We start from the raw sequence: 14,665 nt of genomic DNA on the forward strand, positions 1-14,665 counted from the left end.
ATATATGCCAGCGCTATGCCATTACAGCATATGCTAAAGATAACAGTACTTGAATAAGCGGGTTTTACAGTTACATCATGCTCGATCTTGCTTCTGTGTATGGTCATCAGTGAAGCCATAGGTATTTAGATTCGCCTAAAGAAGCTAAAAAAGTGTCGGCTCATCATTTTAATCGTATTTTTAATACCATTTAAACGCTGATTGTTGGTCGTCTATTATGGTAGGGCATGTCGTTTTAGTGGAGGACTAGCAAAAAAAAGCGCCCTTAAGGGCGCTAATAACATGACAATAGTTAATGTCATAAAAGGGTGTTACTGGACAATTTCTGGTCCCATGATTGCATATGGAAGTGCAGTCGATAGAGCAGGGATGTAAGTTACAAGGATCAAGAAAACAAACAATACTGCTACGAAAGGCATGGCTGCTTTTACTACTCGAGCCAAGCTCATCCCGGTTATCCCAGAGGTTACAAAGAGGTTGAGACCTATCGGTGGTGTAATCATCCCGATCTCCATGTTTACCACCATGATGATACCTAGATGAATTGGGTCCACACCCAGCTCCATCGCAATTGGGAATACCACAGGTGCAACGATAACCAATAGACCAGATGGCTCCATAAACTGACCACCAATCAACAATAGAATGTTGACAGCGATTAGGAAAGTGAACCAGTTGAAACCAACACCTAGCATCCATTCTGTAATCGCTTGCGGAATACGCTCAGCGGATAACGTATGTGCGAACAGCAATGCGTTAGCGATGATAAACATCAGCATGATGGTTGTCTTAGTACCATCTAGCATGGTTTTACGAGTCTCTTCGCCAAATAAAGCAGGGAAGAAGCCACGTGCCATTAGCGAGAAATTACGACCCCAAATAGGCATACCCTGAGCAATACAGCTAACTAGGCTTGTTTCAAGCTTAGCACCACGTTTTGACACGTAGAAAAGAGCTAGCAACGCACCTAGAACTACACCAATAATAGCTCGTACACCAGCGGTCATTGCTTCACTGCCAGACAGAGCGAAGAAGGACATGATTTCCCATACTAGGAAAAATGACACTCCGTAAACCGTACCATTAAAACCAACACGTGCTGCGGGTGCATCCGTTTCTTTAGTCCATGTCTCGCCTTTAAGTGGCCCCATGTCGCGATACACGAATAGCGCAATGAAGATAGAGTAAATTGCTGCGACAACCGCGGCTTCTGTCGGTGTAAAAGCACCACCATAGATACCGCCCATGATGATTACGATTAGGAACAATCCCCAACCAGCGTCTTTACCTCCACGAATTAAATTGCCAAAGCCTTTCCACTCCTCCGCTGGTAGATTTTTGATACGTGCAACCACATAGATTGCCAACATCAACATACCACCCGCCATCAAGCCTGGGATAACACCCGCTAAGAACATACGACCAACAGATACGTCCGTTGCTGCAGCGTATACCACCATTACGATAGAAGGCGGAATTAAGATACCTAAAGTACCCGCATTGGCGATGATGCCGGATGCAAACTCTTTTGAGTAACCAACTTGGCGCATGCCAGCAATGGCAATGGTACCGATTGCTACCACGGTTGCTGGCGATGAACCAGACAATGCCGCGAACATCATACATGCCAACACTGACGCCATTGCCAGACCACCACGAAAGTGACCGACAGAAGCAATGGCAAAGTTAATCAAACGCTTTGCCACACCACCGGTCGACATGAATGACGACGCCAAAATGAAGAACGGAATCGCCAAAAGTGTGTAGTGTTGACCCGCACCAAATAACGAGATTGCTACCGATGACAAAGAGTCATGGGAGAAAAATGTGATGAACAGAATGGACGTTAAGCCCAAACAAATACCAACTGGCAACCCTATAAAGAGCAGAGTTAGTACCATACCAAATAAAATTAATGCTTCCACGATACGCTCCTAACCAATTAGTCTTTCAATGCACCTTTGTTCTCTTCAACAAGCTCTTGCGCTTCGTGACCACTGATCAACATATCACGCTTGCCTGTTGCGATGGCCAAGAAGGCCTGTAGAGAACGGTACGCTAGTAATGCCAAACTGATTGGCAGAATTACAAGTACTAACCAGCGATGTACACGCGGTTGAATGTCGAACGCTTCTACCATAAAGGCAGGGTAGCGGAGTTCTTCTTGTCCAAGACCAATGCGCCACATCTTGTACCAGTACTCAATGGCACCGCCACGGACGTCTATACCCAACATCGCGACCCAAGTCGAATCGAGCAGGATAAGACCATAGAGCATCGCACCTGCCGCACCGATCAAAGACAGCACTTTTGCAGTACCTTTGGGAACAGCATTCAGAAGGATATCAACGCCAAGATGTGAGCCAGTTTTTATGCCGTAGCTCATGCCTAGAAGGATCAGCCATGAGAACATAACCGTGTTAAATTCCAGCGCTGCGACCCAACCTGTGTTGAAAGCATAGCGCGCAATCACTTGGCCAAATGAAACAACCATAATCGAAGAAATAACTAGGACAAGTAAGTTCTCTTCAAATCGTTCCATGAATTTCGGAAAACGTTTTTCCAGCACCCATAGGGCTAGAATAAATATTAATAAGTATAAATGAGGCCAGTATGCCATGGGGGACTCCTAAACATCAGAAGGCAGCGTAAAAAGGCCTTTCACACCAGAGCTCACGGGTGGGTTAACACGTATGTGAAAGGCACGAAAGGGCTAGCTCCGAATGGAGCTAGCGTTGCTGCTCGGTGAGGCTGTGCTTATGCACCAGCTGCAGAGTTAATTAGATCTGTACCGATATCGCTCTCGAACTGTTTCCAAACAGGTTTCATTGTTTCAACCCATTCAGTACGTTGTACTGGCGTTAGCGTATTGATCGTTCCACCTGCTTTTAGGATATTTTCGCGGTTTGCCGCTTCTTTCGCTTTCACAGATTCATTTGCTTCCTGAGTTACAGCATCAGCAATAGCCATGAATTGAGCACGGTCTTCATCGCTTAAGCTCGATAGGAACTCTGAAGACGTCATAAATAGGTAAGCCAACAATTGGTGGTTGGTTTCCGTAATACTGTCTTGTACTTCGTAGAATTTTTTCGTGTAGATGTTTGACCAAGTATTTTCTTGACCGTCTACAACGCCTGTTTGAAGTGCACCGTATACTTCAGAGAATGCCATTGCTTGTGGTGAAGCACCCATTGCAGAAATCATTTGCTTCGCGACATCTGATGTTTGTACACGGAATTTAAGACCTTCTGCATCGCTAGGTACCATTAATGGTTTGTTAGCAGAAAAGTATTTCATACCTGACATCCAGTAACCTAGACCAACGAAACCAGCGTATTCGTCCATAGCAGTCAGAAGTTCTTTACCTTCGTCAGTATTAGTAAAGCGAATCGCATGATCCATGTCTTTAAAAATGAAAGGTAGATCAAAGACACCGTATTTAGAGGTATAAGAACCGAATTTGGAAAGGGACGGTGCTAGAAGTTGTACATCACCTAATAGAAGAGCTTCAAGCTCTTTGGAATCACCAAACAGTGTTGAGTTAGGGAAAACTTCGATACACAGTTTGCCATTCATTTCCTTGTTAACACGCTCAGCAAAATTATTAGCGGCAACCACTTTAGGGTGCGTTGTGCCACCAGTAACGTGGCTAAATTTAACAACGCGCTCACCTGAATCACAGTTTGCAAAAGCAGTAGTTGCAGTAAGTGCAAGAGCAGCAGTAGTTAGTGCAAGGCTGATTTTTTTCATTTTTATGACTCCAAATTTTAAATATTTATTATTGTTAGCTTGGGTATTGCCAAACATGCAACATAATTTGGTTGTTGCTGTCCGTACTTATTACACATTACGTGCCAACTTTTTAATTAATTGTTAGGTTGTTGAAAAGTAAGGGAATTATTTCTTTTAAGGTTTTTTAAGTATTGTAAGATGTGTTTATATGAGTGGAGCGTCGCCAATTGAAAAATCGAAATGGGTGAGGTTCCACCCATTGAAATTATGCTGATAAAAAAGAGATGACGGTGGCTTTTAGAGATTTAAAGAGATCTTTTTTACCACTGAAGCCTAAGTCATGAGCGTCTTTTTCAGTAAAGAGATTCAGAGCGCAGCCCAGTAATAGCAAGTGTTTAGGGTTATTTGGGTGTAGTTTTTTCTGTTCTAATAAATTGAGCGTTAAACGAAGTAATTGAGAACGCACGGAATCATAAGGGCGGTGGTGTTCAGAAAAATAGGTCAAATCTGACACCTCTTTGTCTGTTAATAATGGAATGTGTGGTTTTTCCCCCATGATACAGCTTGCTGCAATGGTACTAATTAAAATAGGGGTTAAGTCCTGAAGTCCAAGAGGCAGACTGTTTAGCCAGCATTGGCTAAATTGCTGGCACCATAAATGATGAGGGGGTTGGGCTATCTTAGATAGAGGTCTTAGCATCATTAAAGAGTAAGTACCGCTCGCTTGATCTTTTGCACTGCCTAGGCGTACTACCTTAAAGTCGTTTCGCTGCCAGAATGACACCACTTCAGGTGTTGCAGCAAAGCTAGTACAAAGAAAATCGATCTCTTGGCTAAGAGCAGCTTGGTAGATACTCTCGATAAGTTGGCAACCTAACCCTTGTCGTTGAAACGCCGGAGCAATGGCAATACGACTAATGCGCCAATAACGGTATTGACCTGCTTCTGCGATGCCTTCATGTGCTAATAATGACTGAGGTAACAAATGCCCTCGTGGACGACGGCGCCCTTCCATGACTTGATGCGCCAAGTCGTCGGGTAATGAACCTTCCTCACTGACAATCGCCACTCCGACCAATTGCCTTTGCTGGTAAATAAGAAACGTTAATACACTTGGATCATCGACTAGCCATCTCTTATTCTCTGGGCTTGTTTGATAGTGTGCACTCACCAATAATGAAAAAGCTTGATCTAGCAGATGAGGCTGTTGCAGCCACTGGGCTCCAGTTACAACGGTTGGTAAGTGCTCTAAATTTAGGTTTGGCTGATACTCTTGAAACAGCAGTTGATCAAGCCAGTGTTCTAGGGGGTCATTTTCCCCCCATCGTAATGGTTGTGATAAATTATGTTCATAACAGGTTTGTTTCGCCTGCTTTAGCTGCTTTCGAAAGCGTATGCCGAAGCCTCGCCCTGATCCCTCATAGCCATAGTCTGTACTGCTGAATACAACACATCGAGCTTTTCGAAGCATCCGGCTTAGCATAGGCAATGGAATGCTTGCTGCCTCATCAATGACTAAAACATCATAAGTAAGCTCATTGTCAAGCAACGCGTCTGGCGCTAAGAAAGGAAGCGGAGTCTCAGATAGCTCATTATAGCGCTGTGTTAAGACGCTAAGATTGTGAGGGCTGGAAGCACTGCAGACACAAGTTTGACCTTGTTGCTCCGCTTGGTAAATCAGCTCTGCTAGTGCAAATGACTTACCACGTCCCCTTGCAGCTAGCAAAATATGTGCGGATGCTGGCTTTGAGAGAATTCGATCAATCAACGTTTGTTGCTGCTCGGTAAGTTCATTTAGAGCTGGTACGTAAGGCGTAATGTTATCAGGCCAACTTTCTTTAAAAGGGGACTTAGGAGAATGAATGGCTTGCTCAAAAATATGTTTATACGTGCTTTTTACTTGGTGACTTTCTAAAGGCCAAGGTAAATAACGAGCTAATTCTAAATCTTCTCGTGTTCGCCATTGCCTACCTAAATGCAGAACTAGCAGACCACCGCCACGCAATGTCCCAGCTAGGATAGAAAGTGCAGCAAGATGTAAGCCATCAGAAAGATCTAAGAAGATAGCCTCATAGCTGTTGCCCAAGTATCGTTGTAAGCCATTAAAGTTAACTTGTTTGAATGATGACAGAGGTGTGAAATCATCAATGGGTAGCAAGGAGTGGCTAACCAGTAAGCAATGTTCTAGTCCAGAGCAATGTTGTGTGAATCGCGATAAGGTGTCTTCAATCGATGAATAACTGACAACACATTGGCGGTGAAGAGTTGGGTGGGTGAACATAGCAATTCCTGCTTTCAAACAAAGAAGCCTACTTAGTGTAGGCTTCTTTGAATGATACCTAGGTTCTGTATCGGAGCAACAACATAGATATTTAAAGTGTCGGAATAACTTGACTCAATTTCCCCGTAACTACCATTGAAGCAATCTAGAAAAGGGCTTTTTATAAGGTAAAGCGAGTTAAGTTTTTCTTCAGCTCCTGAGCCAAGCTATTAATGCGTTGACTTTGAATTTGCGAGTTTTGTGCTTCTTCATGAGTATTACTTGCAGCGGTCTGAAGGTCATCTACATTGCCTCGAATTTGCGTTGCGGCAACGCTTTGCTCCTCTGTTGATGCCGCTACACTCGAAATGCCATTGGCCACCACATTCATGGAGTCATTGATGCGAGAAAGAATCTGACTTGCACTCTTGGCTTGTTGTACGCTGTTTTCTACTTGATCACGTCCCTGTTGCATTGTATCAACTGCTGAACGGCTGCCTTTTTGTAAACGGTCAACAACTTGTTGAATTTCTTCCGTTGATTGTTGTGTTCGTTGAGCTAAAACACGCACCTCATCAGCGACTACAGCAAAGCCTCGGCCTTGCTCTCCAGCGCGAGCAGCTTCAATGGCCGCGTTAAGTGCAAGAAGATTTGTTTGCTCTGCAATTTCGTTTATCACATTTACCACACTACCAATACTTTCAGTGCTACTTTCCACATCTTGGATGGTTTGAGCCGCATGTTCAAAAGACGTCGAAAGGCTTGCAATCGTCGTTTCAACTTGTTGCGTTGCTTGATAGCCTTCTGTTGTTGTGGCATTCACTGAAACCGTTTCTTCTGACACTTCAGTTGAGCTGTGCGCAACTTCTTCAATAGAAGCGGATACCTGTTCGATGGCGGACGCTACTTGCGCACAACAGTCAGAGCTACTGGTAGCACTTTTTATCAAGTGATCATTTGAAGTGGAAATGTTTTTAGCCGAGTCTAGCAATTGCTCACTTGATGACTGAACTTCCTCTATAAGACTGATGAGTCCGTTGCGCATGTTTTGTACGGACACTTGTAGAACATGTGTTTCATTTTCACTGTTTTTAGAAACATCGTTTTTGAAGCGATATGTGAGATTGCCTTGGCCGATTTCACGAATACCTTTCGCTATGTCTGAAAGAGGTTTAAGTGAGAATTTGATAAATGCCCAGAGTGTTGCCGCTAGTAATATGGCGGTTACTACACAAATACCTATGATATAGAAGAGAACAGAAAGTAACTCTTCATTGTATTCAGCGCTGTACGTTTTAATAGCAACCACCCAGTCCCAGCCATCAACATGGTGATAAATTGCCTTAGATTCTTCGGCATTCTGATCTTGGCCGGCTACTTTGATCGTGTAGTAGATCACGCCTGACTTATCATCATACATTGATTCAAACGCTTTTTTGGCCGTAGGGAATAGGTCGAATAAGTTCTGGCCTAGCACTTTTTCGCTTGGGTGAATTAACAGTTTTCCTTGTTCTTCCTTGGTATCAGTGACGTAGATATAGCCACGTTTACCAATTTTAAGGGTACTAATATTTTGCTGTATCTCTTTTAAAAGGTTTTCATAAGGGATGGCAAGAACAAGCATAAGGTTCGGTTTGCCAGTAATGGTTTGATAGTGCACTAGGTAGTTTTGTTTGTTACTACGCCACTTTCCAGTGAAATGTTTTGTACTTGCTGGAAGAGTAATGTTGTCTGAAAATTTATTGGAAGTTGATGCCAGCAGATTAAGACGGCCGTTGTTTGAAGCTAACAGCAGGACTTCTGCCCCAACGTTATTTTTGATTTCATTCAGCTTTGAAGTCGACGCCTTCAGAGGTGTATTGCCCCAAGACCAAGAATTACCCTGCTGTGTAATTTCGGTTGCTAGAGTCGCATCAATGTATTTTGCCGAGCGCTCTAATGCAGTAGTGATATCAACATATTGAGTATGCAATTCATGGGCTAGTAGCTTTGCTTCTGTTTGTTGGTGATCCGTTACAATTGCATTAAGTTGCTTCTCGAATAATACATAAACAGCAAAAATCAAAATGGTGAAGATCAAAACAATTGCTATTAGCGAACCAGTCGCAAGTTGGGTCGGAAGCGACAACTGTCTAAGACGGCGAAACATAGATGCTAGGTCCTTTAATTATGTTTGCGAAATGCAAAGAGTTTGAGTGATCTTATAAAGAGGCTTACCCATAAAATCCAGCAATATCTTACGATTTTTTTACGTATTTATCATGAGAATTTTTAAGCAATGAGGTAAATCAAAGATATATTTAAAGAATTCGTCTTGAGAAAGTATGAAGAGCGTTTTTGATGGAAGAGCTGTAGAAAGGAGAAGATAATTTAAAGCGTTAGTGCCTGCAATGATGCAGGCACTTTTTGTAGTTAAATAACAAATAGATCCATAAACTTGTGGACCGCTGTTGCTTCCAGTTGTTGCTGATCTTTACATAAAGAGTAAATGTCGTTGCAACGAGCAGAGGGGAACCGAGTTACTAAATTGGCTCTGAACTTCTTCTCGAGTAGCGGAATGCCTTGTTCGCGGCGACGTCGATGACCAATCGGATACTCGACTGACACTTCCTCTGTTGATGTACCATCTTTAAAGAAGACTTGGATCGCATTGGCGATAGAACGCTTATCGGCCTCCAAGTATTCACGAGTAAAGCGTTCATCCTCAGTGATTTCCATTTTTTCACGCAGTTCATCAATAATGGGGTTCTGCAGATGGAAGTCGTCTTCATAGTGTTCAGCGATCAGGTTACCAAATGCGAGTGGTACGGCTGTCATGTATTGGAGACAATGGTCACGGTCAGCTGCGTTCGCTAATGGGCCGACTTTGGAAATGATTCGAATAGCGGATTCGTGGGTACGAATCACAATCTTCTCGATTTGATCTAAGCGATCTTTCACTTTCGGGTGTAAGGTGACGGCGGCTTCAGCCGCCGTTTGTGCATGGAACTCGGCAGGGAAAGAGATCTTAAACAGCACATTTTCCATGACATAGGTGCTGTAGTCCTGAGTAAACTTAAAGGCGCGATCTTCAGGTGCTTTTAACTGCTGGTCTTTATTGGTTTTAGAGAAAGACACATCGTAGAACCCCCATTGCGGCGCAGTAAGTACGCCGGGAATACCCATTTCACCCCGTAATGACATATCGGCTAGACGGACTGCTCGAGACGTAGCGTCCCCCGCCGCCCATGATTTACGTGAGCCAGCATTTGGAGCGTGGCGATAGGTACGTAATGCTGAGCCATCAACCCATGCTTGAGAGATCGCCGCCATGATTTGCTCACGGTTGCCGTCCATTAGCTTCGCAACAACAGCTGCTGAGGCAACGCGCACCAACAGCACATGACATAAACCAACGCGGTTAAAGGAGTTCTCTAGGGCAATCACGCCTTGGATTTCATGGGCCATGATCATGCCCTCTAATACTTCTCGCATGGTCAATGGCGCTTCGCCGCGAGAGACGCGTACTTGAGACAAGTGATCAGCAACGGCCAAAATACCACCGAGGTTATCTGATGGGTGGCCCCATTCTGCTGCAAGCCAAGTATCGTTGTAATCGAGCCAGCGAATAATACAACCGATGTCCCATGCCGCTTTCACAGGATCGAGAGTAAACGACGTGCCCGGTACTCGCGCGCCATTCGGTACAACAGTGCCTTGCACCATAGGGCCAAGGTGTTTAGTACACTCTGGAAAACGTAGGGCTAATAGGCCGCAACCAATAGTATCCATTAGACAGTTGCGAGCTGTATCGAGGGCTTCTTGGCTTTCAATTTTGAAATTTAATACATAATCCGCTATGTCTTGGATGACCTGATCGTATTCAGGGCGGTTATTTAAATCGACGTTTGCACTCATGGTGGTTCCTCTGATTCTTATCTAACCAGCTCATGCTGGTGTATCTGTCTATTAATCTCGGTCTGCAATATCTACCCAAGTGGCTTTTTCAGGGCCCGTGTAATCTGCGCAGGGTCGAATTATGCGATTGTTTGCGCGTTGCTCCATCACATGGGAGGCCCAGCCCGTCACACGTGAACATACAAAAATTGGCGTAAACAGCTTGGTTGGGATACCCATGAATCGATACGCACTGGCATGGAAGAAATCGGCATTACAGAAGAGCTTTTTCTCGCGCCACATAACTTCTTCACAACGTTCAGATACCGCATACAGATGTGTGTCGCCGACTTCTTCAGACAATCGCTTGGACCACTTCTTAATGATGTCATTGCGAGGGTCACGTTCACGATAGATTGCGTGACCAAAGCCCATAATTTTTTCTTTGTTGACCAATTTATCGAGGATCGCAGCTTCGGCTTCGTCGGCACTTTGCCAAGGCTCGATCATGTCCATTGCAGCTTCGTTGGCACCGCCATGAAGCGGGCCGCGTAAGCTGCCAATACCGCCTGTAATACAGGAGTGCATATCGGAAAGCGTTGAAGCACATACTCGTGCCGTAAAAGTAGACGCGTTAAATTCGTGTTCTGCATACAGAATAAGTGAGGCATTCATCACTTTTTCATGTAATGGATTAGGGGTGTCACTGTGCAGCATTGCTAGAAAATGCCCTGCTAGGCTGCTCACCGATGGGTTGAGTGTGTCGATACGAACACCGTCATGACTAAATCGATACCAATACAATATGATGGCAGGAAGCGTTGCTAATAAGCGATCGGCTACATCTTGTTGCTGACTAAAGTCGTTCTCCGTTTCAAGGTTACCTAGAAAAGAGCAGCCTGTTCGCATGACATCCATAGGGTGGGCGTCTTTGGGAATTAACTCCAAAGACGATTTTAGGGCTTGAGGCAGCTCCCGTAGATTCATTAGCTTAGTTTTGTAATGATCCAGTTCTGTTTGGTTTGGTAGTTTGCCATACAGAAGCAAATGCGCCACCTCTTCAAAACAGGCTTTTTCAGCCAATTCTTCTATGTCATAGCCTCGATAAGTGAGGCCAGAGCCCGTTTTACCAACGGTACAGAGAGCGGTTTCGCCTGCACTTTGACCTCGAAGGCCAGCGCCTGATAATTCTTTAGCCATTATTGATCTCCATTTTTATTTTTCGAGACTTCTTCAAAGCTACTACGTTCTTTATTTGTCTCTTTAGTGAGATATCTATTCGTGATCTTAAGTTAATTATTTATCTTTGGAAAAAAGCGCATCGAGCTTTTGTTCGTAATCGTGGTAATTCAAGAAGTCGTATAGATCCATGCGCGTTTGCATCGTGTCGACCACATTGCGCTGGTGGCCATCATTTAACAGGTGTTGATACACATTGAGGGCGGCTTGGTTCATCGCGCGGAAGGCACTGAGGGGATACAGCACCATATCGATTCCTGCGCTGGCTAACTCTTCACGACTAAACAGTGGCGTGGCGCCAAACTCAGTTATGTTAGCCAGTACTGGTACTTTTACAGCATCCACAAACTCGCGGTATTGCTCAAGAGTCAGCATGGCTTCGGGGAAGATCATATCAGCCCCTGCCTCAACGCAGGCCACGGCCCGTTCAATGGCGGAATCCATGCCTTCTACGGCTAACGCATCGGTTCGAGCCATGATGACGAAGCTGTCGTCGCTACGCGCGTCGACACAAGCTTTGATGCGATCTACCATTTCAACTTGACTGACAATGGCTTTATTAGGGCGGTGGCCACAACGCTTTTGCTGAACTTGATCTTCAATGTGAACGGCAGCCGCACCTGCTTTTTCCATTTGTTGCACGGAACGGGTGATGTTAAACGCACCGCCAAAGCCAGTATCAATATCGACCAGCAATGGCAATTGGCTGGCTGCAGTAATACGGCGTACATCTTCTAATACGTCATTCAGATCGGTCATGCCAAGATCGGGCAAACCGTATGAGGCATTGGCAACCCCACCACCTGATAAGTAAATGGCATGGTGGCCTGTTTGTTCCGCCATCATGGCGCAGTATGCGTTGACGGTACCAACGACTTGTAATGGTGAATGGTCTTTTATCGCTTGGCGAAAACGTGCGCCGGGTGATGCTAACGTCATACGATCCTCACTTTTATTGTTATTGGCTCGGTTGGCCAGTGTTACCCTGAGAAATGCTGTTGTGCAGCATCGCTTTTTTCAAAAGACTTGCGGCGCGACTAATGTGGCGACGCATGAGCAGTTCGGCTAGATCGCCTTCGCGGTTGGCGATGGCGTCTAGAATGGCTTTGTGTTCGCGCAATGCTTGACGTGGATCTGGGCGCGAGTCGGCCGTGTAGCGACGATACATACGAATCGTTGCATACAAATCTTGTGTTAATACGCGTATCAGTTTTTTGTTTTGACTGGCGTGAATAATACGCAGATGGAAGTCTTCATTGCCGTTTTGGCTGGCGTAGTGTTCATCTTGATTGGCGTCTAAATGCGCTTGGTGATCTTCTAGAAGCGTATAAAGTTGTTCAATTTCAGCTTCACTAATCAATTCCGCTGCCAAGCGTGCGGCCATTCCCTCCATCGCTTCGCGTAGCGTAAACGTGTCTAACAGGTCGGCTATATTTAGTTCAACTACACGCGCTCCCACATTGGCTGTACGTGTGATGAGGCCAAGGGTTTCCAGTTTTACTAAGGCTTCACGTAGTGGTCCACGAGACACGCCATAGCGTTTGGCGAGTTCCGGTTCTGAAATTTTACTGCCCAGTGGTAGCACCCCATCAATGATTTCAGCAGTTAAACGCTGAGTTAAATCATCCGGCAGTGTGGCAGACTTTAGAGTTGTGACCTTGTTCACGCTCATTTCCTATTTTGTTGTCTACAATGAAACCCGTTATAGAGTGAAAATGAGTATAGATCAATATGAATTGTCGACAATTCGACTTAGGTCTTAGTCTTTAAAGAAAACCAAATCCTACATTGTCGACAATGTTGAAGGTATTTCGGGATGTGTTACCAAGTGATCGATTGGTGGTTCCAGTCCATATAGCTGGCTTTTCCGTCCATTTCTAAGATATCGAGTAAGCTCAATAATTGCGAGGCGACAAACTCAGGTGTAAACAACTTCCCCTCAGGGACAGAGCGTTGGAAGGGTTCAGAAAGCGGTGTATCCGTAGTACCTGGGTGAAAAGCTAACAGCTTAACATTTTTGGCTCGCCTTGCGAGTTCCACTGAAAACGTCTGTACCATCATATTCAGAGCGGCTTTAGAAGCGCGGTAGCTGTACCAGCCTCCTAATTGATTATCACTGATGCTGCCAATACGTGCACTAAAAAAAGCCACTTTACAGGGCTCATTGCTTTTCAAATGCGGCGTTAAGTACTTTAACCAAAGCGAAGGCGTGACAGTATTCGCTTCATAGACTTTGAGCATGTTTTCAGCAGAGATGGCTTCCAGTTTACGTTCAGGTTGCAGAGAGTTTTGGTGCAAAATCCCTTGGCAAATAAATACTTTGCCGACAGGCGCGGTTAACGAAATCTGAGAACAGACTTGTTCAATGCTGGCTTCGTCGTATTGAGTGTTAATGGACGTGATTTTGGAATCAGAGAAAGTTTGTCCTCGGCTTATGGCAAGAATATGTTGGCAAGTATCTTCTTTTACTAACTTATCGATTAATGCTTGTGCAATTTTACTACCGGCACCGACAACAATGGCTGTGTGTGACATGGAGCCTCCTTCGTATAATAATGAAGCATACGCAGAAGACGTGTGACTCGGATGACTAGCGAGGAGGGCAATGGTCTTTGCTGCAAGGCTCGCAGCGCTTTTCGCCAGTTAGCCAATAAGATAGTTTGTGGCGATGTTTGGCAAATAAGAAGTAGCCTTGGTCCGCAAACCAGCGAATGACCGGCCAGCGCAACACTTTAAGCCACTTGTGTCTGCCGATGGCCTGCCAAACGGCCACATTGGCATCTAAACCTGTCACGAGTTGACCGTTGTCTAAAATAGCATGCAGTAAACGATCGGCCGCATGTTGATCAATTTGCGGATAAAGATTGTGGAAGGTGTCACTGTGAATGTCCACTAGGTTTAAGCGCTGTTCGGTATCATAGCGCTTTAGTAATGTGATTTCTTTTACACAAAGTGGGCAGTAGCCGTCGTAGAACAACGTAACCATGAGGGTTAACCTATAACTTTGGGTAGAGCATGAGCAAATGCATAGCACACACTGCTATTGTTAAACCAAAACGCAAATTAGGGTAATAACTTTGATCTGGACGAATTTGTTTCAACCAACGGACTTCCAACCAAAAGATACTGATGTAGCCGCATAACAGTAGCAGTAAAGACATGTGCGGCTGATCAATGAGTAATCCGCACCATGCGATCAACGCCACGACATTACTGGCGATGAGCAGTATTTTACATTTCGATTGAAACGGCTGTTCCAGTACTTGCCCCCAAATTGCACCGCTTAAAAAACTTAAAATAATAGCGCTGTACGCGACGAAAACAGACTGAGCAAGCAGGCCATAATGGTAAAAATTGAAGTGAAAAGCTAACGTACTCGCAATAAATGGGATAAGCCCTAAAACGCCAAGTGTTTTAATAAGCGAGCTAGAATTGTTACGCATTGTTTATCCTAAAAGTAAAAGCTGCTGACAATAATTACGTATTATCTAACAGATTAGATCTTGAGACATTTAAAAAAGTCACTAAGAGCGAACTTTTTCGGCCCATTGAGTACAG

The 14,665-nt window shown here is 44.6% G+C and carries 12 protein-coding genes; all 12 read right to left on the reverse strand.

Annotated elements, in window-relative coordinates; genetic code table 11:
- Positions 1 to 311: 311 nt before the first annotated feature.
- Entirely contained in the window at positions 312 to 1,925 is a 1,614-nt protein-coding gene (locus AYW75_RS03005; protein ID WP_067095216.1) for a TRAP transporter large permease, read from the reverse strand.
- A gap of 17 nt (positions 1,926 to 1,942) precedes the next feature.
- Complete coding sequence (locus tag AYW75_RS03010) at positions 1,943 to 2,620, reverse strand: TRAP transporter small permease (protein ID WP_067095219.1); 678 nt, start codon at positions 2,618 to 2,620, stop codon at positions 1,943 to 1,945.
- A gap of 137 nt (positions 2,621 to 2,757) precedes the next feature.
- Positions 2,758 to 3,750: a TRAP transporter substrate-binding protein gene (locus tag AYW75_RS03015; RefSeq protein WP_067095222.1), complete on the reverse strand. Its 993-nt coding sequence runs from the start codon at positions 3,748 to 3,750 to the stop codon at positions 2,758 to 2,760.
- Positions 3,751 to 3,997: 247 nt separating this feature from the next.
- Entirely contained in the window at positions 3,998 to 6,013 is a 2,016-nt protein-coding gene (locus AYW75_RS03020; RefSeq protein WP_067095226.1) for a GNAT family N-acetyltransferase, read from the reverse strand.
- 160 nt (positions 6,014 to 6,173) lie between these two features.
- Positions 6,174 to 8,141, reverse strand: coding sequence for a methyl-accepting chemotaxis protein (locus AYW75_RS03025; RefSeq protein ID WP_067095230.1), 1,968 nt, complete (start codon positions 8,139 to 8,141; stop codon positions 6,174 to 6,176).
- A gap of 263 nt (positions 8,142 to 8,404) precedes the next feature.
- Positions 8,405 to 9,889: a 2-methylcitrate dehydratase gene (gene prpD / locus AYW75_RS03030; protein ID WP_067095233.1), complete on the reverse strand. Its 1,485-nt coding sequence runs from the start codon at positions 9,887 to 9,889 to the stop codon at positions 8,405 to 8,407.
- A 51-nt stretch (positions 9,890 to 9,940) separates the two neighbouring features.
- The gene (gene prpC, locus AYW75_RS03035) at positions 9,941 to 11,068 is read right to left on the reverse strand and encodes a bifunctional 2-methylcitrate synthase/citrate synthase (RefSeq protein ID WP_067095235.1); all 1,128 of its coding nucleotides are present in this window, start codon (positions 11,066 to 11,068) and stop codon (positions 9,941 to 9,943) included.
- 96 nt (positions 11,069 to 11,164) lie between these two features.
- Positions 11,165 to 12,046, reverse strand: coding sequence for a methylisocitrate lyase (gene prpB / locus AYW75_RS03040; protein ID WP_067095238.1), 882 nt, complete (start codon positions 12,044 to 12,046; stop codon positions 11,165 to 11,167).
- A 19-nt stretch (positions 12,047 to 12,065) separates the two neighbouring features.
- A complete protein-coding gene (locus AYW75_RS03045) occupies positions 12,066 to 12,773 on the reverse strand; it encodes a GntR family transcriptional regulator (RefSeq protein ID WP_197467832.1) in 708 nt (235 codons plus the stop codon).
- Positions 12,774 to 12,928: 155 nt separating this feature from the next.
- Positions 12,929 to 13,642, reverse strand: a complete 714-nt coding sequence (locus AYW75_RS03050; RefSeq protein ID WP_067095244.1) for an SDR family NAD(P)-dependent oxidoreductase — start codon at positions 13,640 to 13,642, stop codon at positions 12,929 to 12,931.
- Positions 13,643 to 13,697: 55 nt separating this feature from the next.
- Positions 13,698 to 14,093: a thiol-disulfide oxidoreductase DCC family protein gene (locus AYW75_RS03055; RefSeq protein WP_067095246.1), complete on the reverse strand. Its 396-nt coding sequence runs from the start codon at positions 14,091 to 14,093 to the stop codon at positions 13,698 to 13,700.
- Between the two features lie 10 nt (positions 14,094 to 14,103).
- On the reverse strand, positions 14,104 to 14,550 hold the full coding sequence (locus AYW75_RS03060) for a DUF3429 domain-containing protein (protein ID WP_067095249.1): 447 nt from the start codon (positions 14,548 to 14,550) through the stop codon (positions 14,104 to 14,106).
- Between the last annotated feature and the right edge of the window lie 115 nt (positions 14,551 to 14,665).

It is taken from the genome of Marinomonas atlantica, assembly GCF_001639725.1.
Lineage (GTDB): Bacteria > Pseudomonadota > Gammaproteobacteria > Pseudomonadales > Marinomonadaceae > Marinomonas > Marinomonas atlantica.

Bases quoted from the DNA above. Each gene is read 5' to 3' on its own strand.
- AYW75_RS03010 (WP_067095219.1), bottom strand. From the start codon at position 2,620: ATGGCATACTGGCCTCATTTATACTTATTAATATTTATTCTAGCCCTA.
- AYW75_RS03015 (WP_067095222.1), bottom strand. From the start codon at position 3,750: ATGAAAAAAATCAGCCTTGCACTAACTACTGCTGCTCTTGCACTTACT.
- AYW75_RS03020 (WP_067095226.1), bottom strand. From the start codon at position 6,013: ATGTTCACCCACCCAACTCTTCACCGCCAATGTGTTGTCAGTTATTCA.
- AYW75_RS03025 (WP_067095230.1), bottom strand. From the start codon at position 8,141: ATGTTTCGCCGTCTTAGACAGTTGTCGCTTCCGACCCAACTTGCGACT.
- prpD (WP_067095233.1), bottom strand. From the start codon at position 9,889: ATGAGTGCAAACGTCGATTTAAATAACCGCCCTGAATACGATCAGGTC.
- prpC (WP_067095235.1), bottom strand. From the start codon at position 11,068: ATGGCTAAAGAATTATCAGGCGCTGGCCTTCGAGGTCAAAGTGCAGGC.
- prpB (WP_067095238.1), bottom strand. From the start codon at position 12,046: ATGACGTTAGCATCACCCGGCGCACGTTTTCGCCAAGCGATAAAAGAC.
- AYW75_RS03050 (WP_067095244.1), bottom strand. From the start codon at position 13,642: ATGTCACACACAGCCATTGTTGTCGGTGCCGGTAGTAAAATTGCACAA.
- AYW75_RS03055 (WP_067095246.1), bottom strand. From the start codon at position 14,093: ATGGTTACGTTGTTCTACGACGGCTACTGCCCACTTTGTGTAAAAGAA.
- AYW75_RS03060 (WP_067095249.1), bottom strand. From the start codon at position 14,550: ATGCGTAACAATTCTAGCTCGCTTATTAAAACACTTGGCGTTTTAGGG.